Origin of the sequence: Rhodococcus phenolicus (assembly GCF_001646785.1) — a bacterium.
Taxonomy (GTDB): Bacteria; Actinomycetota; Actinomycetes; order Mycobacteriales; family Mycobacteriaceae; genus Rhodococcus; species Rhodococcus phenolicus.
This window is the reverse complement of sequence record NZ_LRRH01000043.1, coordinates 48423-72196: the sequence shown is the minus strand read 5'-3', so window position 1 is coordinate 72196 and position 23774 is coordinate 48423. Positions and strand designations below refer to the sequence as shown.

The following is a 23774-nucleotide window of genomic DNA, read 5'->3' as shown; positions in this document are numbered from 1 at the left end:
GGTGACGCACGAACTGGAATGGCTGCGCGGCACCCGGGTGCTCGTCGCCGGCGCCGGGATCTCGGGCCGCGCCGTCGTCACCCCGCTCACGGACCTCGGGGCGCACGTGACCGTCACCGACCGCAACGCGGACGCGCTCGCCCGCTGCGGTGAGATGGGCGCGGACACCGTCGACCTCGACGCGCTGGTCGCCGAGGCCGACGGCGACCCCGAGTCGCTCCGGCGGTTCGCGCTGGTCGTCACGAGTCCCGGGTTCGCGCCCGACGCGCCCCTGCTCTCCCACGCCGCGGGCGCGGCGGTACCCATCTGGGGCGACGTCGAACTGTCCTGGCGCATCGACCGCGCCGAGATCTACGGACCGCCCCGCCGCTGGCTGGTGGTGACCGGAACCAACGGCAAGACCACCACGACGACGATGTTGCACGCGATCCTCGAGGCCGCCGGTCTGCCGTCGGTGGCCTGCGGAAACATCGGCCTGCCCATTCTCGACGCGTTGCGGCGTACCGAACCGCGCGCCGAGGTCCTCGCCGTCGAACTGTCGTCCTTCCAGTTGCACTGGGCGCCGTCGGTGCGGCCCGCCGCCGGCGTGATCCTCAACATCGCCGAGGACCATCTGGACTGGCACGGCGGCATCGAGGGGTACATCGACGCGAAGGCCCGCGTCCTCACCGGCACCGTCGGCGTGCTCGGCCTCGACGATCCGATCGCCGGGGGACTGCGCGACCGGTCGCAGGCAGTCGTCACCGTCGGGTTCACCCTCGGATACCCGCAGCGGGGCGAACTCGGCATCAGCGGTGACGTCCTGGTGGACCGCGCCTTCGCGGACTCCGCCGTGCTCGCCGCCGTCGCGGACGTCTCGCCCCCGGGCCCGGCCGGTCTGTCCGACGCGCTGGCCGCCGCGGCACTCGCCCGTTCGATCGACGTACCCGAATCCGCGGTCCACGACGGCCTGCGCCGTCACCGGGTCGGGCCGCACCGCGCCGCGCCGGTGGGGACGGTCGACGGCGTCGAGTACATCGACGATTCGAAGGCCACCAACCCGCACGCGGCCCGTACGTCGCTGCTCGCGCGCGGCAGCGTGGTGTGGGTGGCCGGCGGGCTGCTCAAGGGCGCGCAGGTCGACGACCTCGTCGTGGAGGTCGCGCCGAGGCTGCGCGCGGCCGTGTTGCTGGGCCGTGACGCCGGCCGGATCGCCGAAGCCCTGGCGCGACACGCCCCGCAGGTCCCCGTCGTCCACGTCGACACGAGCGACGATGGATCGGTGAGCAGCCCCGAATCGAGTGACACCGGGTCGAGCGGCGCCCTGCGCCGGGTTCCGCTGCCGGGTGCTGACGGCCCCGCCGCGATGCGTGTCGCGGTCCGCGAGGCCGCCGCGCTGGCCTCGCCGGGCGATGCGGTGCTGCTGGCGCCGTCCGCGGCGTCGCTGGACATGTTCGCGGACTACGCGCAGCGGGGTCGCAGCTTCGCCGAAGCGGTGGACGAACTGCAGGGCGGCGCGGAACGGCCCGGGGGCGGGTCGCCGCGGTGACCACGACCGCGCCCGGCGGCTCGCCGGCCACGACCCAGAGCGCCACGACCGCCCGGGGACGGGTCGGGCTGTGGATGGCCCGGCCGCTCGCGTCGTTCCACCTGGTCGTCACCATCGCGGTGCTGCTCACCGTGCTCGGACTGGTGATGGTGCTGTCGTCGTCGAGCGTCGAGGCGGTGGCCAGCGCCGGATCGGCCTACGGGTTGTTCACCTCCCAGGTGATCTTCGCGATCCTCGGTTTCGTCGTGTTCTACGCCGCACTGCAGGTTCCGGTACGCCTGATGCGCAAGCTGTCGTTCCCGGCACTGTGCGTGACGGTCGTGATGCTCGCGCTGGTGCTCATCCCGGGTATCGGCACCGTGTCGCAGGGCACGCGCGGCTGGTTCGTCATCGCCGGGATCTCGGTGCAGCCGTCCGAGCTGGCGAAGATCGCGTTCGCGGTGTGGGGAGCGCATCTGCTCGCCACCCGCCGCGGCGAGCACAGCACGCTCAAGGACATGCTGATCCCGCTGATCCCGGCGGCGCTCATCGTGACCGGCCTGATCGTGCTCCAGCCGGACCTCGGCACCACCATCTCCCTCGCGATCATCGTGCTCGCCCTGCTGTGGTTCGCGGGTCTGCCGCTGCGGGTGTTCCTCGGGATCGTCGGCACCGCCTCCGCGTTCGCGGTCGTCCTGGCTCTCACCGCCGGATACCGTTCGGCACGTGTGCGGGCGTTCCTGAACCCCGGCGAGGATCCGCAGGGCATCGGTTACCAGGCGCGGCAGGCGAAGTTCTCCCTCGCCGACGGCGGTATCTGGGGTCGCGGCCTCGGTCAGAGCCGCGCCAAGTGGAACTACCTGCCCAACGCCCACAACGATTTCATCTTCGCGATCATCGGCGAGGAACTCGGCTTTCTCGGCGGGGTCGCGGTGATCGGCCTGTTCGGCCTGTTCGCCTACGTGGGCCTGCGCATCGCGATGCGCTCGGTCGATCCGTTCCTGCGGCTGTTCACCGCGACCGCGACGACCTGGATCATCGGCCAGGCCTTCATCAACATCGGATACGTCGTCGGTCTGCTGCCCGTCACCGGCCTGCAGCTCCCGCTCGTGTCCGCCGGCGGAACGTCCACCGCCACCACACTGCTCATGTTCGGGTTGATCGCGAACGCTGCGCGACACGAACCGGAAGCCATCGCGGCGCTGCACGCCGGACAGGACGGCCGATTCGGCCGGCTGCTGCGCATCCGCAAACCGGAGGCCTACCTGCCGATCCGCGCAGCGGCGACGCGGGTGCCCGCCCCTCGGCGCGGCGGATCCCCGGCGAACCGGACACGCCGCGAAGGTGACGGCCGTGGCCGGGGCGCCCACGATCGTGACCCCGACCCGCGCGCCGCCGACCGCCGCACCGGACGGGCCCGTGCGGCGAAGGACCCCCAGCGGGGGACGGGCCGCACAACGAACGGCCGCACGACGAACGGCGGCCGTAATTCGAACAGCAGTCGCAGGTCGAACGGCAAGCAGACCGGCGGCGGCACAGACCGACGAACCGGAGAGCGAGGAAACCGTAGGTGAGTGGGGAGCAGTCCGCCCTGTCCGTGGTGGTGGCCGGAGGTGGTACGGCCGGGCACATCGAACCGGCCCTGGCGGTCGCCGACGCGATCCGCGCACTCGTACCCGACGCGACCGTCACGGCACTGGGCACCGAACGCGGCCTCGAAACGAAGCTGGTCCCGCAGCGCGGCTATCCACTCGAGCTGATCCCGCCGGTCCCGCTGCCGCGCAAACCCACGATGGACCTGCTGAAACTGCCCGCCCGGGTGATCGCGTCGGTCCGGCGCACCCGGGAGGTCCTCGACCGCGTCGACGCCGACGTGATCGTCGGTTTCGGCGGGTACGTCGCGTTGCCCGCCTATCTCGCCTCCGGTCGCGGTCGCCGCCGCATCCCCGTCGTCGTGCACGAGGCGAACGCCAGTGCCGGCATCGCCAACAAGATCGGTGCTCGCCGGGCGGCCCGGGTGCTGGCCGCGGTCGCGGGGTCGGGCATCGTGCGCCGCGGAGACGCGGAGATCGTCGGGATCCCGGTGCGTGCATCGATCACCGGGCTGGACCGGGCCGGGCTGCGCGCCGAGGCCAGGCGGCACTTCGGCCTGCCCGCCGACGGACCGGTGCTCCTGGTCTTCGGCGGTTCGCAGGGCGCCCGCTCGCTCAACGAGGCGGTCTCCGGCGCTGCGCCGCAGCTCGCCGCGGCCGGAATCTCGGTGCTGCACGCACACGGCCCGAAGAACACCCTCGACGTGCCCGGCCACCCCGACCACGACCGCTTCCCGTATGTGGCGGTGCCCTACCTCGAACGCATGGACCTGGCCTATTCCGCCGCGGACGCGGTGATCTGCCGGTCCGGTGCCATGACCGTCGCGGAGGTGTCGGCGGTGGGCCTGCCCGCCGTGTACGTGCCGCTCCCGCACGGCAACGGCGAGCAGGAACTGAACGCCCGTCCGGTCGCCGCTGCCGGAGGTGGAATGATCGTCTCGGACGCCGAGCTGACGCCGGCGTTCGTGGCGGGCTCGGTGATCCCACTGCTTGCCGACGCGCAGCGGCTCACCGAGATGGGGCGTCGCGCTGCCGGAGCGGGGCACCGCAGCGCGGCAGACGAAGTCGCCCGGATCGTGCTCGACGTGGCCGGTACGGGCCCGAACAGGAGTGATCGATGAGCGAGCAGCTACCCGCCGAACTGGAGCGGGTGCACATGGTGGGTATCGGCGGGGCCGGGATGTCGGGCATCGCGCGGATCCTGCTGGCTCGCGGCGGCCAGGTCTCGGGATCCGATGCCAAGGAGAGCCGCGGCGTGCTGGCGCTGCGCGCGCGAGGCGCGTCGGTCCGCATCGGGCACGACGCGAGCGCTCTGGACCTGCTCGACGGGGGTCCGACCGCCGTGGTGACCACGCACGCGGCCATCCCGAAGGACAACCCGGAACTCGTCGCCGCACACGAGCGCGGCATCCCCGTACTGCTGCGCCCCGCGGTGCTCGCCTCGCTGATGCGCGGGCACCGCACGTTCCTGGTCTCCGGGACCCACGGCAAGACGTCGACGACGTCGATGCTCGTGGTCACATTGCAGCACTGCGGGTTCGACCCCTCGTTCGCCGTCGGTGGCGAGCTGAACGAGTCCGGAACCAACGCGCACCAGGGCAGTGGGGACGTCTTCGTCGCCGAGGCCGACGAGAGCGACGGCTCGCTGCTGCAGTACGACCCGAACGTGGTGATCGTGACGAACGTCGAGGCCGACCACCTCGACTTCTTCGGCACCGCCGAGGCGTACACCCAGGTCTTCGACGACTTCGTCGCCCGCATCTCGCCCGGCGGGCTGCTCGTGGTGTGCCTGGACGATCCGGGGTCGGCGGCACTGGCCCGGCGCGTGGTCGAACGCGACGTGCCGGGGCTGAGGGTGGCCGGGTACGGTTCCGCCGACACGATCGGTACCGCCGCCCTCGTCGACGGCGTCCCGGTCGGGGTGCGGTTGGTCGCCTGGGAGGCCAAGGACGTCGGCGGTGTCGCCGAGTTTCACCTCGCCGGGGAGGACGCCCCCCGGACCGTGCGGCTGTCGGTGCCCGGCCGCCACATGGCGCTCAACGCGCTGGCCGCACTGCTCGCCTCGATCGAGGCGGGCGCCCCGGTCGACGAGGCCATCGAAGGCCTCGCCGGATTCGGTGGTGTCCACCGGCGCTTCCAATACAGCGGGCGCGAGCACGGCGTGCGGGTGTTCGACGACTACGCACACCACCCCACGGAGGTGCGGGCGGTGCTGGCCGCCGCCGCGGAACTCGTGGCGGGCGAACCGCTGCGGTACGCCGAATCCGGCACCGAGCGTCCCCGGGTGATCGTGGTGTTCCAGCCGCACCTGTACTCGCGGACCGAGACGTTCGCGACGCAGTTCGGCGCGGCACTCGACCTCGCCGACGAGGTCGTCGTCCTCGACGTCTACGGAGCCCGCGAAGAACCCATCCCCGGCGTGAGCGGCGCGCTGGTGGCCCAGGCGGTGTCCAAGCCGGTGCACTACCAGCCGGACCTGTCGTTGGTTCCGCGCCAGGTGGCGCAACTGAGCCGCCCCGGCGACATCGTCATCACGATGGGCGCGGGCGACGTGACCATGCTCGGACGCCAGATCCTCGACGCGTTGCGCAGCAAGCCGGGCCGGTTCCGCTCCGGGCCGATCGACGGATCGGGGTCGGGCAGACCGTGACCGAGACACCGACCCGGTCCTCGAGCCGGAAACGCACCGCGCGTTCGGCCGCGCGGCGGCCTTCCGGCCGGTCGGTCCGGCTGCGCACGGTGCTCATCGGTGCCGGGGCCGTCCTCGTCGTGCTCGGGATCATCGCGGTCGCCTGGCTCTCGCCCCTGTTGTCGGTGCGGACGGTGGAGGTCGTCGGTGCCGACACGATCCCGCGCGAGGACGTGATCACACAGCTCGCTGTCGCGGAGGGCACTCCGCTGCTGCGGGTGGACACCGCAGCCGCCGCGCAACGCGTGGCGGAACTGCCGCGCGCCGCCGAGGTGCGCGTCCAGCGGGTCTATCCGTCGACCGTGCGGGTCACCGTGACCGAACGGGTCGCCGAGGTGTACTTCGACGCCTCCGACGGTACGCATTCGGTCGATGCCGAGGGCGTCGACTTCGCGGTGGAGCCGCCGCCGATGCAGACGCCGCGCCTGGTCACCGCGACGCCCGGGACCGGTGATCCGGCAACGGCGGCGGCCCTCGAGGTGCTCGGCGCGCTGCCCCCGGAGCTGCGCTTCCAGGTGGCGGAGGTGAACGCGGCGTCGCCGACGGACGTCTCGCTGGTCCTGCTCGACGGCCGGGTCGTGGTGTGGGGCGGACCGGACCGTTCGGATCGCAAAGCGGCCGTGGTGATCCCCCTGCTCACCCAGCCGGGACAGACCTACGACGTGGCGGGCCCGGACCTGCCGACCGTCCGGTGACGAGATGCGCGGAAATTCGTGGCGACTCGTCGGCGCGTCTGCTGGCGAATCGCGGTCGCGGTGCCATAGCGTTTCGCCCAGTCCGGTTACTTGACATAACCTTCAACCTGTGGTTGAGGGTTTGCCCGGTGGCCCAGCACAGTTGAGACATCGATCGATCGAAGCGTGACCCGAAACCAGGAAGGCGAGAGCCCATGACGCCCCCGCACAACTACCTCGCCGTAATCAAGGTCGTCGGTATCGGCGGTGGCGGCGTTAACGCGGTCAACCGCATGATCGAGCAGGGACTCAAGGGAGTCGAGTTCATCGCCGTCAACACCGACGCGCAGGCGCTCCTGATGTCCGATGCCGACGTCAAGCTCGACGTCGGACGCGAGCTCACCCGCGGCCTCGGCGCCGGCGCCGATCCCGAGGTCGGCCGCAAGGCCGCCGAGGACCACAAGGACGAGATCGAAGAGGTCCTCAAGGGCGCCGACATGGTCTTCGTCACCGCCGGTGAGGGCGGCGGCACCGGTACCGGCGGCGCGCCCGTCGTCGCCAGCATCGCGCGCAAGCTCGGTGCGCTGACCGTCGGTGTGGTGACCCGGCCGTTCTCGTTCGAGGGCAAGCGGCGCGGCAGCCAGGCCGACACCGGCATCCAGACGCTGCGCGAATCGTGCGACACGCTCATCGTCATCCCCAACGACCGGCTGCTCCAGCTCGGCGACGCCGCGGTCAGCCTCATGGACGCGTTCCGCTCCGCCGACGAGGTGCTGCTCAACGGTGTCCAGGGCATCACGGATCTCATCACGACCCCGGGTCTGATCAACGTCGACTTCGCGGACGTGAAGGGCGTCATGTCGGGTGCGGGCAGCGCCCTCATGGGCATCGGCTCCTCGCGCGGTGAGGGCCGGGCCATCAAGGCGGCCGAGGCGGCCATCAACTCGCCGCTGCTCGAGGCGTCCATGGAAGGCGCCCGCGGCGTGCTGCTGTCCATCGCCGGTGGCTCCGACCTGGGTCTGTTCGAGATCAACGAGGCGGCTTCGCTCGTGCAGGAAGCCGCGCACATCGACGCCAACATCATCTTCGGCACCGTGATCGACGACTCGCTCGGCGACGAAGTGCGCGTCACGGTCATCGCTGCCGGATTCGACGGTGGCACCCCGGCGCGCCGCCCCGTCGAGGCGCCCGCCCAGCCCGCAGCCCGGACCGGCACCATCAGCCCGGCCCGTGCCGGGGAACTCGGCCGCAGCGAGCGCCCCGAGGAAACGGGTCGTGAGGCCGCACCCACGAGTGCCGGTGCCGTCGCCGCCCCCGGCGGCGCCCAGCCCCGTCCCGTGCCCGTCGACGACGAGGACGGCGACGACGACGTCGACGTGCCGATCTTCATGCGCCGGTGACCGTGTCGCAGAGCACGCTCCGCGCACGCAGAGTCGTCACCACGCGTGCCGGCGGCGTGTCCGCGCCCCCGTACGACTCGTTCAACCTCGGCGATCACGTCGGTGACGACCCCGCCGCCGTCGACTCGAACCGCCGCCGCCTCGCGTCGGTGATCGGGCTGCCGTTCGAACGTTTCGTGTGGATGGAACAGATCCACAGCCGCAACGTCACCGTGGTGGACGGACCGGTCGACGGTCCGGTGCCCGCCACCGACGCGCTCGTCACCCGCGAGGTCGGTCTGGCGCTGGTCACCCTCAGCGCCGACTGCGTGTCGGTGATGCTGGCCGACGAGGAGGCCGGTGTCGTCGCCGCCGCCCACGCCGGCCGGATCGGTGCCCGCATCGGCATCGTGCCCAAGGTCGTCGAGGCCATGGTCGATCTCGGGGCGCGCCCCGAACGCATCGGTGCGTTCCTCGGCCCTGCCGCGAGCGGCCGTCGCTACGAGGTTCCCGCAGCGATGCGCGACGACGTCGAAGCACACCTGCCCGGCAGCGCCACCCGCACGGTCAAGGGCACACCCGGCCTGGATCTGCGGGCGGGGCTGCGCCGCCAGCTGCTGGACCTCGGTGTCTCCGCGGTCGCGGAGGACCCGCGATGCACCATCGAGGACACGATGCTGTTCAGTCACCGTCGATCCGCCCCCACGGGCCGGCTCGCCTCGGTGATCTGGCTCGAGGAACAGCCGGGCGCGGAGAGCGCCGAATGAGCGAATCCGGAGGCCCGGACGCTCGGCGCGCCGAGCTCGCCGGGGCCCTGGCCGCGGTGCGCAACCGGCTGGACGAGGCGGCCCGGGCGGCGGGCCGCGCCCCCGGCGACGTGGAGCTGCTGCCGGTGACGAAGTACTTCCCCGCATCGGACGCGGTCCTGCTGTACGAGCTGGGTTGCCGATCCTTCGGGGAATCACGCGAGCAGGAGGCCGGTGCGAAGATCACCCGCTTCCGCGGGACGGTCACCGATCCCGGGGTCGCCTGGCACATGATCGGCCGGCTGCAACGCAACAAGGCCCGCGCGGTGGCCCGGTGGGCGCACACCATTCACTCGGTCGACAGCATCCGGCTCGCCGATGCGGTCGCGGCCGGAGCGCGGGCAGCACGCGATGCCGGCGACCGTGTCACGCCGATCCGCGTGTTGCTGCAGGTCAGCCTGGACGGCGATCCGCAGCGCGGCGGTGTGGCCGCGGCCGATCTCGAGGCGCTGGCCGCCGCTGTGGCGGACGCCGAGGGGCTGAAACTGGCGGGGCTGATGGGGGTTCCCCCGCTCGGCTGGGACCCGGACGCGGCGTTCGAGCAGCTCGCGCGCATGCACTCGCAGGTGCTGGCCGGCCACCCCGGAGCGACCGAGCTGTCGGCGGGAATGTCCGGAGATCTCGAGCAGGCGGTCCGCTGGGGTTCGACATGCGTGCGTGTCGGAACCGCGGTGATGGGTCGACGACCGCTAGCCTGATCTTCAACCGCCGCGCGAGGGAAGGGCGATCGATGAGCACACTCCACAAGTTCAAGGCCTACTTCGGGATGGTGCCGCTCGAGGACTACGAGGACGACTACCTCGATGATCCGGCGAGCGCGCGCCGTGAACGCGACCGCGAACGGGAGTACAGCGAACCGTCGTACTCCGGTGGCTACGGCCCGTCGCACCGGGACGAGTACCCGCCGTCGCGCCGGGACGAGCCCGCCCACGAATTCCCTCAGGACGATTTCGATCGGTACGAGGCTCCGCCACGGCCCCCACGGGTCGAGCCGATTTCCGCACGCGCACCCCGCGCCGCTGCAGCTCCGACTCGCGCTCCCGGCCGGTCCTCGCTGGCGGGAGAGCCGCGGCTCGAACGCACCGAGGCTCGCCGCGGCGCCCTGTTCGACGAGGGAGGCCCGTTGTCGAAGATCACCACACTGCGTCCGCGCGATTACGGTGAGGCCCGCACGATCGGTGAGCGGTTCCGCGACGGCACCCCGGTCATCATGGACCTCGTCGAGATGAGCAACGCCGACGCGAAGCGCCTCGTCGACTTCGCTGCCGGTCTGGCCTTCGCCCTGCGGGGTTCGTTCGACAAGGTGGCGACGAAGGTGTTCCTGCTGTCGCCGGCCGATATCGACGTCTCCGCCGAAGAGCGCCGGCGCATCGCCGAGACGGGTTTCTACAGCCAGCAGTAGCCGCCGGCACAGCCGACCCGAGCCGCCCGAACGCCCGGCGCATGGTGCAGATCACCGTGCGCCGGGCGTTTCGGTTTTGATGGATCCGTCTTCGTCGGGCAGAGTGGGCGGGTGGCCGTATTCGAGGTGCTCTGGTTCCTGCTCTTCATTTTCTGGCTCCTGTTGATCGGACGAATCATCGTCGAGTTCATCCGGACCTTCGCGCGGGACTGGAAACCGACGGGATTCGTCGTCGTGGTTCTCGAGGCGATCTTCACGGTCACCGATCCGCCCGTGAAGCTGCTCCGGCGGCTCATCCCCCCGCTTTCCCTGGGAGGCGTGCGGCTCGATCTGTCCATCATGGTCTTGCTGTTCATCGTCTATTTTCTGATGGCATTCATCCCGCGCGGTGGCATGGTCTGAGGGCCGACACCCGTGTTGCGCAGGCTGCGCGAACGCTGCTCTGTGCCAGAATGGAATGCCAGATACAGTGGGGTCGATACGCGTGACGCAATGCAGTTATCGACGGCACTGTGGATTTTGGCAGGGTCGTCGATATCGACGGCACTGCGGATATCGACACGACTGCGGATTTCGACCCGACCGTCGATTCCGGCAGGAATGTGGATATCGCTGAACGCTGCTTGACCGCTTACACGATGCGTGAAGGGACCCTTCCATGCCGCTGACACCAGCTGATGTGCACAATGTCGCGTTCAGCAAGCCTCCGATCGGGAAGCGTGGCTACAACGAGGACGAGGTCGATGCCTTCCTCGATCTCGTCGAGCAGGAGCTGACGACCCTCATCGAGGAGAACGCCGACCTGCGCCAGCGGGTGGCGGAGCTCGATCAGGAGCTCGCCGACGCGAAGAAGAGCCCGCGCTCGGGCGGGCAGGTACCGGCCCAGGCCCCCAAACCGGAACCTGCGCGAGTGGTCGAGACTCCGAAGCCGGAACCGGCCCCGGTTCCGGCGCCCGCGCCCGCTCCGGCCCCCGTGGCTGCCGCTGCCCCTGCCGGCGACTCCAGCATGCAGGCCGCCAAGGTGATCGGTCTCGCACAGGAGATGGCCGACCGCCTCACCAGCGACGCCAAGTCCGAGGCCGAGGAGCTCGTGCGCAACGCCCGCACCAACTCCGAACAGCTGGTCTCGGATGCGCGTACCCGCAGCGAGGCGATGATCGCCGATGCGCGCCAGAAGTCCGACGCGATGCTCTCCGACGCCCGGACCCGCTCCGAGACCCAGTTGCGTCAGGCCAAGGAGAAGGCCGACGCGCTGCAGGCGGACGCGGAGAAGAAGCACACTGAGATCATGGCGACCATCAACCAGCAGCGTTCGGTGCTCGAGGGTCGTATCGAGCGGCTCAAGACGTTCGAACGCGAGTACCGCGTGCGCCTGAAGTCGTACCTGGAGTCGCAGCTCGAAGAGCTCGAACAGCGGGGCTCCGCGGTTCCGGTCGACGGGGACGAGGACACGTTCAACGGGTCGAACTCGTCGTCGTTCGGGTCCACCTCGTTCGCCAAGGGCAGCAACTGATCGAGGGTCGGGCCCGGCGCCGAACCTCGGATGAGGATTCGACATGCTCGTGGTGACGCTCGTTCTCGCAGCCGTCGGATTCGGCCTGCTGGTCGTCGCGTTGATGACCGGCTCGGTGGCCTGGGCCTGGGCCTGCATCGTGGTGTGTGTGGTGGGGGCGGTGCTGCTGCTGGTCAGTGTGCTGACCGGTTCGCGAGCCACTCCCGTCACACCCCCCGAGCGGCGGTCGCGCCGGCCCGGCAGCGACCGTGATCGAACCGACTGACGGCACGTCCTACAATGGACAGGTCCCGGTTCGACCGGGAGGAAACGAAACCCCGGCGCGTCCGGGGAGGCGATGATCCGGCCATCACCGGGGAGCCTTCGGAAGAACGGCCGTTCCGCCGCGGTGGAACGACTCAGTAGAACCGAACGGGTGGGCCCGTCACAGCCTGCACGAGTGGCCCGCCCGGTCCCGACCGGGTGGCGCAAGCGGGGTGGTACCGCGGTCGCAGCGCACAGTGCGCGGTGATCGTCCCCGTGCCGAGCACGTCCAGGCACGGAGGAGCCCCAGTGACCGAGAATTCTGCCGCGACCGATCCTTCCGCAGCGACCGGCAACGCTGCATCCAGCGCAGAAGGACCCGGCACGACCGGCGGATACCCGCGGGTCGACTTCGGCGTCACCAAGGACTCGGGTGTGGACTTCCCCGACCTCGAGCAGCGCGTCCTGGCCCGCTGGGCGGAGGACGACACCTTCCGAGCGTCGCTCGCGCAGCGCGAGGGGTCCGACGAGTTCGTGTTCTACGACGGCCCGCCGTTCGCGAACGGCCTGCCGCACTACGGGCACCTGCTCACCGGCTACGTCAAGGACGTGGTGCCGCGGTTCCAGACGATGCGCGGCAAGAAAGTCGACCGGCGCTTCGGCTGGGACTGTCACGGTCTGCCCGCCGAACTCGAAGCCGAGAAGCAGCTCGGGATCAAGGACAAGTCCGAGATCGACACGATGGGTCTCGCCGAGTTCAACGCGTACTGCAAGCAGTCGGTGCTGCGGTACACGGGGGAGTGGCGCGACTACGTCACCCGGCAGGCTCGCTGGGTCGACTTCGACAACGACTACAAGACCCTGGACCTGGACTTCATGGAGTCCGTCATGTGGGCCTTCAAGTCCCTGTACGACAAGGGCCTGATCTATCAGGGGTTTCGGGTCCTGCCGTACTCGTGGTACGAGCAGACGCCGCTGTCGAACCAGGAGACCCGGCTCGACGACGCGTACAAGATGCGTCAGGATCCGGCGGTCACCGTCGACATGGTGCTGCGCGCCCCCGGTACCGAACTCGACGGTGCCAACGCTCTGATCTGGACGACCACGCCGTGGACTCTGCCGTCGAACCTCGCGATCGCCGTGCACCCGGACATCACCTACGTCGCGGTGCGCGTTGCCGGTGACGGTGAGGCCGGCCCGAAGACGTATCTGCTGGCGAAGGACCGGCTCGGCCACTACGCGCGCGAGCTCGGCGACGAGCCGGAGGTGCTCGCCGAGTACACCGGAGCCGACCTGGTCGGTCTCGCCTACGAGCCGCCGTTCGACTTCTTCACCGGCCGCGACAATGCGCACCAGGTGATCGCCGCGGACTACGTCACGACCGAATCCGGCACCGGCATCGTGCACATGGCTCCCGCCTTCGGTGAGGAGGACATGGAGTACTGCCAGCGCAACGGCATCGAGCTGGTGCAGCCGCTGGATCCCGGTGGCAAGTTCACCGCGATGGTCCCGCCGTACGAGGGCCTGCAGGTCTTCGATGCGAACCCGGTGATCATCAAGGATCTCAAGGCCGCCGGCAAGCTGCTGCGGCACGAGACCATCGAGCACTCGTACCCGCACTCGTGGCGGTCCGGGCAGCCGCTGATCTACATGGCGGTGCCGTCGTGGTTCGTCGCCGTCACCCGGTTCCGTGACCGGATGGTGGAGCTGAACCAGGAGATCACGTGGGTGCCCGAGCACATCCGTGACGGCCAGTTCGGCAAGTGGCTCGAAGGTGCCCGCGACTGGAACATCAGCCGCAACCGCTACTGGGGCAGCCCGATCCCGGTGTGGGTGTCGGACGATCCCGCCTACCCGCGTGTCGACGTCTACGGTTCGCTCGACGAGCTCGAGGCGGACTTCGGGGTGCGCCCGGACGATCTGCACCGCCCGATGATCGACCAGCTCACTCGACCCAACCCGGACGATCCGACCGGTCGCTCGACGATGCGGCGCGTGCCCGAGGTGCTCGACTGCTGGTTCGAGTCGGGCTCGATGCCGTTCGCGCAGGTCCACTACCCGTTCGAGAACCAGGACTGGTTCGAGACGCATTACCCGGGCGATTTCATCGTCGAGTACAACGGCCAGACCCGCGGCTGGTTCTACACCCTGCACGTGCTCGCGACCGCGTTGTTCGATCGGCCCGCGTTCAAGTGCGTTGCCGCGCACGGCATCGTCCTCGGTGACGACGGCCTGAAGATGAGCAAGTCCAAGGGCAACTACCCCGACGTCAACGAGGTGTTCGCACGCGACGGATCCGACGCGATGCGCTGGTTCCTCATGTCCTCGCCGATCCTGCGTGGCGGCAACCTCGTCGTCACCGAGCAGGGCATCCGCGAGGGCGTGCGGCAGGCGCTGCTGCCGCTGTGGAACGCGTGGAGCTTCCTGCAGCTGTACGCGTCGAAGCCCGGCACCTGGCGGACCGATTCGCCGCACGTGCTCGACCGCTACATCCTGGCCAAACTCGCCGAGACCCGCGACGCGGTCACCGAGGCCCTCGACGTCGTCGACATCGCCGGTGCGTGCGACGAACTGCGCACGTTCTGCGACGCCTTGACCAACTGGTACGTGCGCCGCTCCCGGAACCGGTTCTGGGACGAGGACACCGACGCGATCGACACCCTGCATACCGTCCTCGAGGTCGTCACCCGCCTCGCGGCGCCGTTGCTGCCGATGGCGTCCGAAGTGATCTGGCGTGGCCTGACCGGTGGCCGCTCCGTCCACCTCGCGGACTGGCCCATGGCCGGGGACGTCCCCGCCGACACCGAGCTGGTCGCGGCGATGGACGAGGTGCGGGTCGTGTGCTCGACGGTGCTGTCGCTGCGCAAGGCCCAGCACCTGCGGGTCCGGCTGCCGCTGCCGAAGGTGACCGTCGCGACCCCCGGCTCGGCGAGCCTCGAGCCGTTCGTCGAGCTGATCGGCGACGAGGTCAACGTCAAGCACGTGGAGCTCACCGACGACGTCGAGGCGCACGGCCGGTTCGAGGTCGTCGTCAATGCCCGTGCCGCCGGCCCGCGGCTCGGCAAGGACGTGCAGAAGGTGATCAAGGCCGTGAAGTCCGGCGACTGGACCGAAGCCGCCGACGGCACGGTGACCGCCGCCGGGATCGCGCTGCTCCCCGAGGAGTACACGAGCCGGCTCGTTGCCGCCGAACCCGAGTCGACCTCTGCGCTGCCCGGCGGTGGCGGACTGGTCGTCCTCGACTCGGCGGTCACCGAGGAGCTCGAGGCGGAGGGCTGGGCGAAGGACCGGGTCCGCGAACTGCAGGACGCCCGCCGCAACCTCGGCCTGGACGTGTCCGACCGCATCTCGGTGGTGTTCGAGGTGCCGGCGGACCGCGCCGAGTGGGCCGCCCGGCACCGCGACCTGATCGCCGGTGAGGTGCTCGCGACGACCTTCGAGCTCGCCGCCGCGGGCACCGATGCCGTCGAACTCGGTGAGGGAACCCGCGCGGCCATCGCCAAGGCGTGATCGAGCAGTGTCCCCGGCGGGTGTCCGCCCGCCGGGGGCACCGCCCGCCGGTGCCGCTGCCGGCCCGCGACCGGGGTTAGGATCGTCGGCGGTGCAACCGGATTCGAAGGACCTCGCCACAGCACTGTCCACCGGTGTCGAGGTGTCACTGCTGGGTGAGGTGGCCACGCGGCGGGCCGGGGTGCTGGTCCCGCTGCCGGGTCTGCGCGCCCGGACCCTGCTGGCCGCGCTCGCGCGCACACCGGGCCGCACGCGCAGTGCGACAGCGTTGATCGAGGACGTGTGGGGTGACGAACCCCCGCGATCGCCGCTCAACGCGCTGCACACCCAGATCTCCAGGCTGAGGTCCGCGCTGCCCGACGGCGTCCTCGAGAGTGGCCCCGCCGGATATCGGCTCGCCCTCGACCGTACCGGGGTCGACCTCACCCTGGCCCGCGCGTGCGAGCGACATGCGCAGCGGCAGCACGCCGACGGTGACCATCGCGGCGCGGTGACGACCGTCCGGCAGGCGCTGGCCCTCTGGCGCGGCGAGCCGGGAACCGATCTGGTCGCGGGCGAGCCGGCCCGGGAGATCGCGACGGAGGCCCGCTCCTGCGCGGATGCACTCGCCGCCGTCGAACTCGCCGCCCTCGTGGCGCTCGGTGAGTTCGAACAGGCGCTGCCGCTCGCCCGGGCGGCAGTCGACCGGGAACCCCTCGGCGAGCAGGCGCACGGCCACCTGATGCTGGTGCTGGCGGGGCTCGGCCGGGGTAACGACGCGCTCGAGGTGTTCGCCGGTCTCCGGAACCGGCTCGCCGACCGGCTGGGCGCCGACCCGTCGCCGTGGCTGACGGATCTGAACACGACGTTGCTGCGCGGTGGGACGCCGCCCGGCGCGGCTCGCCCCGCGCCGCCGCACATCGCACCGGAACACGTTGCGGAACAACTGGTTCCGCCGTCGATCGGGTTGCGTGCCGCGCCCAACGCCCTGCTCGGGCGAGACGAGGACCTGACCGCACTCGATGCTCTGCTGCGGTCCGCGCGTGTCGTGACGGTGCTCGGCCCGGGCGGGATCGGCAAGACCCGTATCGCCCACGAGATCGGGCTGCGGGTGTCCCGGCGGACCCAGGTGGCGCTCGTCGAGCTGGCGTCGGTTCGTGACGGCAGCGACGTGGTCGCCGCGATCGCCGCCGTGCTCGGAATCGGCGAGTTCGAGGTCAAGCCCGGGGCCGCGTCGACCCGGGTGCGACTGCACGACGTGCGCGACCGGTTGCGTGAGGCGCTCGCGCTGCGTCCGTCGCTGTTGATCCTCGACAACTGCGAGCACCTGATCGACGACGTCGCCGAGGTGGTCGCCGACCTGGTGGGGGCGAGCGATCAGCTGACGGTGCTCGCCACCAGCCGGGCACCGATGGCGATCACCGCCGAATCCGTCTATCCGCTGTCCCCGCTGGAGATCGACGAATCCGGGTCCCCGGCGACCGAACTCTTCCGCGTGCGTGCCCAGGCGGTGCGGCCGTCGGTCCGGCTGGATCCGGTGGTCGTCGCGCAGCTGTGCCGGTCCCTCGACGGACTGCCGCTGGCGATCGAGCTCGCCGCCGCACGGGCGCGCACCATGTCGGTGGAGGACATCGACTCCCGCCTCGCCGACCGATTCGAGTTGCTGCGCTCGCGGGACAGGACGTCGCCGCAGCGGCATCGCACCCTGTACGCCGTCATCGACTGGAGCTGGAACCTCCTCGAACCGGACCAGCGGGCGGCGCTGCGCCGCCTGTGCCGGTTCCCGGCCGGTTTCACGCTCGACGCGGCCGTCGCCGTCGCGCAGTGGGGTGAGGTGACCGACGCGGCCGATGCGGTCGAGGGGCTGGTGGCGCAGTCGATGCTCACCGTCGTCGAGGGCCGGTCCGGCCTGAGATATCTCATGCTCGAAACGGTGCGCGAGTTCGGTGAGGAACAACTCGCCGCTGCCGGTGCGGACGAGCAGGCGCAGGTCGCCGGCAGGACGATCGCGTGGGCCGAGGGCTTCTGCCGGCACATGATCCGCCGGTTCCTCGACGGTGCCCAGACGGAGGCCTCGCGCGCCGTCGATTCCGAGCACGACAACCTGCTCTCCGTGCTGAGACACGCACTCGCCGAGAACCGTGGCCGGACCGTGCTCACCGTGTTCCCGGTGCTGGGTGCGCTGTGGACGTTGCGCGGCACGCACTCGGAGGTGACCGATCTGGCGGTGCGGATTCTCGCGATCGACCCCGACGACCCGGAGGCGCGCGACGCACCGGGGAACGGCGTTGCCGTGGGATACATGCTGCTCACCGCGTCCCTGGCGTTCAGCGGTGTCGGTCGCAGCCTGGCGCTCGCCCGGGTTCGCCTGCGGCGCACCGCCCGCCGCGAGGACCTCGATCCCGTGGTCGCGCTGTGCGCCGCCCTGTTCGTGCTCCCGGTGGGAGGCAGGGGACTCGCTCGCGCACTGGCCGCCGCGGTCCGGCACCCGGACCCGGCGTCACGGTGCGCCGCGTTGATGGTGCGGGCCAATGTGCGGGAGAACAACGGTGATCTGTACGGCTCCGCGGTGGACGGCAGGGCGGCGCTCGTCCTCGCACGCTCGGCGGGGGAGGAGTGGACGATGTCGATGGTGGACCAGCACCTCGGGAACATCGCCGCCCAGTCCGCTCGGTACGAGGAGGCGGTGCGGCACCTCCGGGCCGGCATGGAGCCGATGCGGGATCTGTTCGCGTCGAGCGAGACGGTGGCGATGCACGGCGCGATCGCCGCTGCCCTGGCCGGTCTGGGGAGTGTGGGTGACGCGCGCCGCGAACTGAATCTGGCCGGGCCGCTGGTCGAGCGTCTCGACCGGACGACACCGGAGGGTCACCGCCAGGGAGCGGTGGCGATCGCGGTGAGCCGCGCCGAGATCGACCTCGCGGCCGGTGACGTCGACGCGGGGCTGCAGGGCTACCGGTCCGCGCTGGCGCTGCTCCGTTTGCCGGACCTCGAGAAGATCGACAACTCGGAGCCGATGGGGTTGATGGTGATGGCTGCGGCCGTCGACGCCCACGTGCTCGCGGGCCGGGCTCGTGAAGCCGACGACGTGATCGGTGTGCTCGCCGTTCGCGCGGTGGCCCGTCTGGGTCCCGAAGGGCGTCACGATCTTCCGCAGACCGGCGCGGTCGTGTGCGCAATCGGCGCGTACGACATCGCGACCGGATCCGTCGACGGTGTCCGCCTGCTCGCCTTGTCCACGAGAGTGTCGCCGCGGCAGGACTTCCCGTCGATGCGTGTGGCGACCCACCTGGCCCGCGCGCGTGAGGTCCTCGGCGACGGGCCCGTCGACGACGCGCTCGCCGCGGTCGCCGAGATCCCGCGCCGTCGCGCCCAGGTCCTGATCGTCGACGAGCTCCGCACGCGCACCGTCACGGTCCGGCGGGACCGTGACGGGCGGGATCACGCGTTCCGCATGTAGGCGCGCACGGTCAGTGGCGCGAAGATCGCCACCACGATCGCGGCACCGAGGAGCGACCACAGCACGTGGATCCCGACGTGACCCGAGCCGACGAGTTCGCGGACGGCGGTCACCAGATGCGAGACCGGGTTGACGTTCACGAACGACTGCAGCCAGCCGGGCATGGTGTCGGCGGGAACGAACGCGTTGGACATGAAGGTCAGCGGAAACAACACGAGCATCGAGATGCCCTGCACGGCCGAGGCCTTCCTCATGAGAACGCCCATCAGGGCGAAGATCCAGCTGATCGCGAAGGCACAGACGATCACGAGCAGGCCCGCGAGCAGGACACCGAAGACACCGCCCTCGGGCCGGAATCCCATCGCGAACCCCACCCCGAAGGTGATGGTCGTCGCGATCGCGTACCGGACCACATCCGACAGCAGTGCGCCCACCAACGGCGAGATCCGGGCGATCGGAAGGGATTTGAAGCGGTCGAACACGCCTTTGTCCATGTCTTCGCGCAGCTGGGTGCCGGTGACGATCGACGCCGTGATCACGGTCTGGACCAGGATGCCGGGGATGATGATCGGCAGGTAGGACCCGACGTCTCCGGAGATGGCGCCACCGAAGATATAGGTGAACATCACCGTGAAGATGATCGGCTGGAGCACCACGTCGAACAGCTGCTCGGGATTGTGTTTGACCTTGACGAGACCGCGATAGGCCATCGTCAGCGACTGCGACACGGTGTCGCGCAGGCCGACGGAGCGAACGGTGGGGACCGGAACCGAGAGGACGTCGGCGCGGTCGGTCGTGACGGTCGTGGTCATGCGACACTCCGGTCTTCTTCGGGGCCGGCGTCGGTGCCGTGCCCGGTGAGTGTGAGGAACACCTCGTCGAGGCTGGGTTTGCTGACGGTGATCTCGTCGACGGAGATGCCGTGCTCGCGCAGGCGGATGAGCAGATCGGGGGTGATCGAGGTGTCGGGCAGCGGCGCCGTGAGCCGGGTGCCTTCCGGACCGACCACGACCTCGGCGCCGAGCATCTCGGACAGCAGTGTGCGCGCCCGGGCGACATCCTCGTGAGCGGCCGGGGTCAACTGCAGCGATGACGTGCCGACGGACGACTTGAGTTCGTCGGCGGTGCCGTTCGCGATCACGCGACCGTGGTCGATCACCGCGATCCGATCGGCGAGCTGGTCGGCCTCGTCGAGGTATTGGGTGGTCAGCAGGACCGTCGACCCGGCGGCGACGAGCCCGCGGATCGTGTCCCACATCTGGGCGCGGGTGCGGGGGTCGAGACCGGTCGTCGGCTCGTCGAGGAACAACAGCGGCGGCCGCGCGATCAGGCCGGACGCGAGGTCGAGTCGCCGTCGCATCCCGCCCGAGAAGTACTTGAGCGCCTTGTTCGCCGCGTCGGTCAGCGCGAACTCCTCGAGCAGATCGGCGGTGCGGCGCCTGGCGTCGGCCCGGCTCAGCCCGAGCAGCCGGCAGAAGATCATGAGGTTCTCGGTGGCGGTGAGATCCTCGTCGACCGTCGCGTACTGGCCGGTGACGCCGATCAGCGAGCGCACGGCCGTCGGCGACTCGACGACGTCGTGCCCGAAGATGCGGGCGCTGCCGGCGTTCGGGCGCAGCAGCGTCGCGAGCATCCGGATGGTCGTGGTCTTTCCGGCGCCGTTGGGTCCGAGCACGCCGAACACGGTGCCGGTGGGGACGGTGAGACTCACACCGTCGACGGCGGTGAAGTCGCCGAAGCGTTTGACGAGTCCTTCCGCCTCGATGGCCGGGGGAGACGTGTGCGACATGGGTGGGGTCCTTTCGGGTAGTGCCTCGTTCGGTCGGAGTTGCCGAGAGAACCTTCCGTGACCGCGCTTGCAGGGCGCTTGCGTCGTTCTTGCACCGTCACGCCGGACCTGCTCGCACGCGCCGGCCGGTGGACTCGTCGGTGCGTCGTTCTAATCTGGAAATTGTGCCCACCTCCGTGAGTCGGCGCTGGGTGCTGCACCTGGACCTCGACGCGTTCTTCGCGTCCGCCGAGCAGTTGACCCGGCCGACCCTGCGGGGCCGGCCGGTGCTCGTCGGTGGGCTCGGCGCACGGGGCGTGGTGGCCGGCGCAAGCTACGAAGCCCGGATCTACGGGGCACGATCGGCGATGCCGATGAGCCGGGCACGCCGACTGGTGGGGCCGTCCGCGGTGGTGCTTCCGCCGCGCGGCGTGGTGTACCGGGAGCTCAGCGAAGCGGTCTTCGAGACGTTGCGATCCCGCATGCCGGTCCTCGAGACCCTGTCGATGGACGAGGCGTTCGCCGAGCCCGCCGAACTCGCCGGCGCGAGCGTCGCCGATGTCGAGCGTTTCTGCGCCGGGCTGCGGGAGACCGTGCTGGACCGGACCGGTCTGGTGGCCTCGATCGGTGCCGGTTCGGGCAAGCAGATCGCCAAGATCGGCTCCGGCCTCGCGAAACCGGACGGGATGCTCGTCGTGCGACCCGACGAGGAACGCGCCCTCCTGCACGGGCTGCCGGTACGCAAACTGTGGGGAATCGGGCCGGTCGCCGAGGACAGACTGCGCCGGCTCGGCATCGACACCATCGGAGACTTCGCCGCCCTTCCGGTCGCCGAGGCCGCCTCCATCCTCGGTACGACCGTCGGTCCCGGTCTGCACCGGCTGGCCAACGGGATCGACGACCGTCCGGTCGCCGAACGCGCCGAAGCGAAACAGGTCAGTGCCGAGACCACCTTCGCGACCGACATCGTGACGATGAGCGACCTGCGCCGGGCGGTGGCCGGAAGCGTGGTCGCCGCGCACACCCGGTTGCGGAAGGACGGGCGCGCGGCGCGCACGGTCGTCCTCAAACTGCGCAAAGCGGATATGAGCATTCTCACGCGGTCGTCGACACTCCCGTACGCGACCGAGGACCTGCCGACGCTGACCGGCGCCGCGCAACGCCTCGCCCTCGACCCCATCGAAGTAGGACCGATCCGACTGGTCGGTGTCGGCTTCGCGGGTCTGTCGACGATCCGGCAGGACTCGCTGTTCCCGGAACTGGATCGCGCGGCAGAGGGCGACGACGACGCGTCCGGCCCGCGACCGGTACTGCAGCAGCGCACCGAGGAACCGAGATCGCGATGGCATCCGGGCACCGACGTGAGCCACCCGGAATTCGGGCACGGCTGGGTGCAGGGCGCCGGACACGGGCGGGTGACGGTGCGATTCGAGACCCGCACCACCGGTCCCGGACCGGCCCGAACCCTGGACGAGGACGACGCGGCACTCGTCGTCGCAGACCCCCTCGCCAGCCTCGCCTGAAGTTTCCACGGCTCTCATCGGGTTCTTATCGCCGCCGGGTACGCTGGCGTCCGATCCGCTGTCCCGGTGGAGCATCCGCTGCTGGATGACCCGAGCACGACCACGTGCACGATCGAGAACGAGAAGGACGACAAGTTGAAGCTTCGCAAGATCACCGTTGCCACGGTGGCACTGGCCGCCGCCCTCACGATGTCCGCCTGCAGCTCGGACGAAGGTGACAGCACGACCACGACCGCGAAGACCACCACGGCCACGACCACCACCGCCGAGACGGCCGCCTACCCGCCGGTGCCGACGGTGGAAGACCTCAACGCCATGCTGGCGAAGGCGTTCGACGAGACCGTTCCCGCCGACCAGAAGACGGACCTGGTCGAGGGTTCCGCCGCCGACCCGGGCCTGATCGACCAGGTCGCGGCCGCTGCAAAGCAGGCCGGTGCCCAGGTGACCGTCCTCGACGTGAACGACAACGAGAACGGCACCGCCACCGCCGGCATCGAAACCAAGATCGGTGACCAGGTCGCGACCGGCACCGTCGACTTCGTCGCCGAGGACGGCGTGTGGAAGCTGTCGAAGAACAGCGCGTGCGGCATCGTCGCCATGGCGTCGCTGCAGTCGCCTGCCTGCGCCTGACCCAGGGGCGTCGATCTCCTGAACAGCCGGGGGCCGGAGCGGACATCCGCTCCGGCCTTCGTGTTTCCGCGACCGATGTCGCGCCCGGCGGTTCAGGGGCGGGGGGCCTGCCAGTGCACCCGGTCCGTCAGGGACTGCGCGAGCTCGGTGGTCCCCTCGGGGTCGCTGTAGGACTGGTCGCCGGTCAGGGTGAGATCGCCGTCGACCGGAAGCGGTTGTGCCGGGTCGATCGTGAGGACTCCGTCCCCGGCCATCGTGAACGAGTCGATGCTCAGCTGACCCGCCCCGTTGGGCAGCTCCCACGCCGAGTCCCGGGGCGTCTGCGCGATGCTCACCCGGACTGTGATGCGATCGCCGTCCCGCGACACCAGCGTCGCCGTGCTCACCTGGTCGAGGGTGATCCCGCTCATCACCTGCTGGTGGATCTCCCAGACCGCACCGACACCGATCGGCACGTCGGGGAACGACACCATCCGGTACACCGCCTGGTAGAACGCCTGCTCGATCGCCGCGCGGGCGGCGTCGGGCGCATCCGGTGCCGGACGCAGCCGCAGGGCGCTGACGGCACCGCTCGGCCCGATCGTCAGACCCGCACCCGACCCGGACGCGGAGGCGAACGCGGCCATCAGCGCGCCGTCGGGGGAGGCGGCATCGCCGAGTGTCAGATCGACGACGGTGCTGGGATCCGCATCCGACACCGCGCGCGTGACCGTCGCGGTCAGCGGCAGCGTGATCTCCGGGGACGAGAAGTCCTGCCGGGGCTGATCACCGATCTGCTGGAAGACCTGGGAGCTGGTGGTCAGATCGATGTGCTGGACGGTGTCCGGCGCCGGTGTCAGGCGCACCACCTCGCGTGGTTCGGCACCCGGGTCGAGGACGGTCGTCGTCACCGCCGATACCGGCACCGTGACCTCGGTCGATGTGGGACCGACGACGGTCGCCGCCCCGTCCGGGGAACTGCTGCACCCGGCAACAACGGCAGTCAGGGACAGGACCGCAGCGAGAGCGCGGGGCCTCGTGGGCGCGAATCTGGACAACACTGGCACGCCACCCAGGGTAGCCACGCCGGGTGGGGTGGCCGTCCGGTCGCCGGTGTGGG

General features: G+C 70.4%; 19 protein-coding genes. 16 read left to right on the top strand and 3 right to left on the bottom strand.

Annotation, left to right across the window (positions count from 1 at the left end):
* The first annotated feature begins 1 nt into the window (after position 1).
* The 14 genes from murD (at position 2) to A8G15_RS13505 (ending at position 18754) form a co-directional block, all read left to right on the top strand.
* Positions 2-1528, top strand: a complete 1527-nt coding sequence (gene murD / locus A8G15_RS13570; protein ID WP_068160075.1) for a UDP-N-acetylmuramoyl-L-alanine--D-glutamate ligase — start codon at positions 2-4, stop codon at positions 1526-1528.
* A 74-nt stretch (positions 1529-1602) separates the two neighbouring features.
* On the top strand, positions 1603-3081 hold the full coding sequence (gene ftsW / locus A8G15_RS13565; RefSeq protein WP_068160189.1) for a putative lipid II flippase FtsW: 1479 nt from the start codon (positions 1603-1605) through the stop codon (positions 3079-3081).
* A complete protein-coding gene (gene murG / locus A8G15_RS13560) occupies positions 3078-4220 on the top strand; it encodes an undecaprenyldiphospho-muramoylpentapeptide beta-N-acetylglucosaminyltransferase (RefSeq protein WP_068160071.1) in 1143 nt (380 codons plus the stop codon). Before ftsW ends, murG begins: the two co-directional genes overlap by 4 nt.
* Entirely contained in the window at positions 4217-5749 is a 1533-nt protein-coding gene (gene murC / locus A8G15_RS13555) for a UDP-N-acetylmuramate--L-alanine ligase (protein ID WP_068160068.1), read from the top strand. Before murG ends, murC begins: the two co-directional genes overlap by 4 nt.
* An 80-nt stretch (positions 5750-5829) precedes the next feature.
* Complete coding sequence (locus tag A8G15_RS13550; protein WP_245687836.1) at positions 5830-6483, top strand: cell division protein FtsQ/DivIB; 654 nt, start codon at positions 5830-5832, stop codon at positions 6481-6483.
* Between the two features lie 194 nt (positions 6484-6677).
* Positions 6678-7862 carry a cell division protein FtsZ gene (gene ftsZ, locus A8G15_RS13545; protein WP_068160065.1) on the top strand — a complete coding sequence of 395 codons (1185 nt, stop codon included), beginning with the start codon at positions 6678-6680 and terminating at the stop codon, positions 7860-7862.
* Positions 7859-8608: a peptidoglycan editing factor PgeF gene (gene pgeF, locus A8G15_RS13540; RefSeq protein WP_068160056.1), complete on the top strand. Its 750-nt coding sequence runs from the start codon at positions 7859-7861 to the stop codon at positions 8606-8608. The genes ftsZ and pgeF overlap by 4 nt, the downstream gene beginning before the upstream one ends.
* A complete protein-coding gene (locus A8G15_RS13535) occupies positions 8605-9345 on the top strand; it encodes a YggS family pyridoxal phosphate-dependent enzyme (protein ID WP_068160053.1) in 741 nt (246 codons plus the stop codon). Before pgeF ends, A8G15_RS13535 begins: the two co-directional genes overlap by 4 nt.
* Positions 9346-9377: 32 nt before the next feature.
* Positions 9378-10049 (top strand): cell division protein SepF, encoded by a 672-nt coding sequence (locus A8G15_RS13530; protein ID WP_068160051.1) that lies wholly within the window; start codon positions 9378-9380, stop codon positions 10047-10049.
* A 111-nt stretch (positions 10050-10160) separates the two neighbouring features.
* Positions 10161-10451, top strand: coding sequence for a YggT family protein (locus tag A8G15_RS13525; protein WP_068160050.1), 291 nt, complete (start codon positions 10161-10163; stop codon positions 10449-10451).
* Positions 10452-10707: 256 nt separating this feature from the next.
* Entirely contained in the window at positions 10708-11562 is an 855-nt protein-coding gene (gene wag31 / locus A8G15_RS13520; RefSeq protein ID WP_068160048.1) for a DivIVA-like cell division protein Wag31, read from the top strand.
* 43 nt (positions 11563-11605) lie between these two features.
* On the top strand, positions 11606-11827 hold the full coding sequence (locus A8G15_RS13515; RefSeq protein ID WP_068160046.1) for a phage holin family protein: 222 nt from the start codon (positions 11606-11608) through the stop codon (positions 11825-11827).
* Positions 11828-12114: 287 nt separating this feature from the next.
* On the top strand, positions 12115-15315 hold the full coding sequence (gene ileS / locus A8G15_RS13510) for an isoleucine--tRNA ligase (protein ID WP_068160043.1): 3201 nt from the start codon (positions 12115-12117) through the stop codon (positions 15313-15315).
* Between the two features lie 91 nt (positions 15316-15406).
* Positions 15407-18754 (top strand): AfsR/SARP family transcriptional regulator, encoded by a 3348-nt coding sequence (locus tag A8G15_RS13505; protein ID WP_068160041.1) that lies wholly within the window; start codon positions 15407-15409, stop codon positions 18752-18754.
* Here A8G15_RS13505 and A8G15_RS13500 read toward each other — a convergent pair.
* Both A8G15_RS13500 and A8G15_RS13495 read right to left on the bottom strand, forming a co-directional pair.
* Entirely contained in the window at positions 18736-19566 is an 831-nt protein-coding gene (locus tag A8G15_RS13500; RefSeq protein WP_068160039.1) for an ABC transporter permease, read from the bottom strand. The genes A8G15_RS13505 and A8G15_RS13500 overlap by 19 nt on opposite strands.
* Positions 19563-20543, bottom strand: a complete 981-nt coding sequence (locus A8G15_RS13495) for an ATP-binding cassette domain-containing protein (RefSeq protein ID WP_068160037.1) — start codon at positions 20541-20543, stop codon at positions 19563-19565. The genes A8G15_RS13500 and A8G15_RS13495 overlap by 4 nt, the downstream gene beginning before the upstream one ends.
* Before the next feature lie 191 nt (positions 20544-20734).
* Here A8G15_RS13495 and A8G15_RS13490 point away from each other — a divergent pair, with 191 nt between their 5' ends.
* On the top strand, positions 20735-22045 hold the full coding sequence (locus tag A8G15_RS13490) for a DNA polymerase IV (RefSeq protein ID WP_068160035.1): 1311 nt from the start codon (positions 20735-20737) through the stop codon (positions 22043-22045).
* Positions 22046-22180: 135 nt separating this feature from the next.
* Entirely contained in the window at positions 22181-22675 is a 495-nt protein-coding gene (locus A8G15_RS13485) for a WKL family lipoprotein (protein WP_068160186.1), read from the top strand.
* 92 nt (positions 22676-22767) lie between these two features.
* Here the strand turns inward: A8G15_RS13485 and A8G15_RS13480 are convergent, their stop codons facing one another.
* On the bottom strand, positions 22768-23721 hold the full coding sequence (locus A8G15_RS13480) for a hypothetical protein (protein ID WP_068160171.1): 954 nt from the start codon (positions 23719-23721) through the stop codon (positions 22768-22770).
* Positions 23722-23774: the final 53 nt, after the last annotated feature.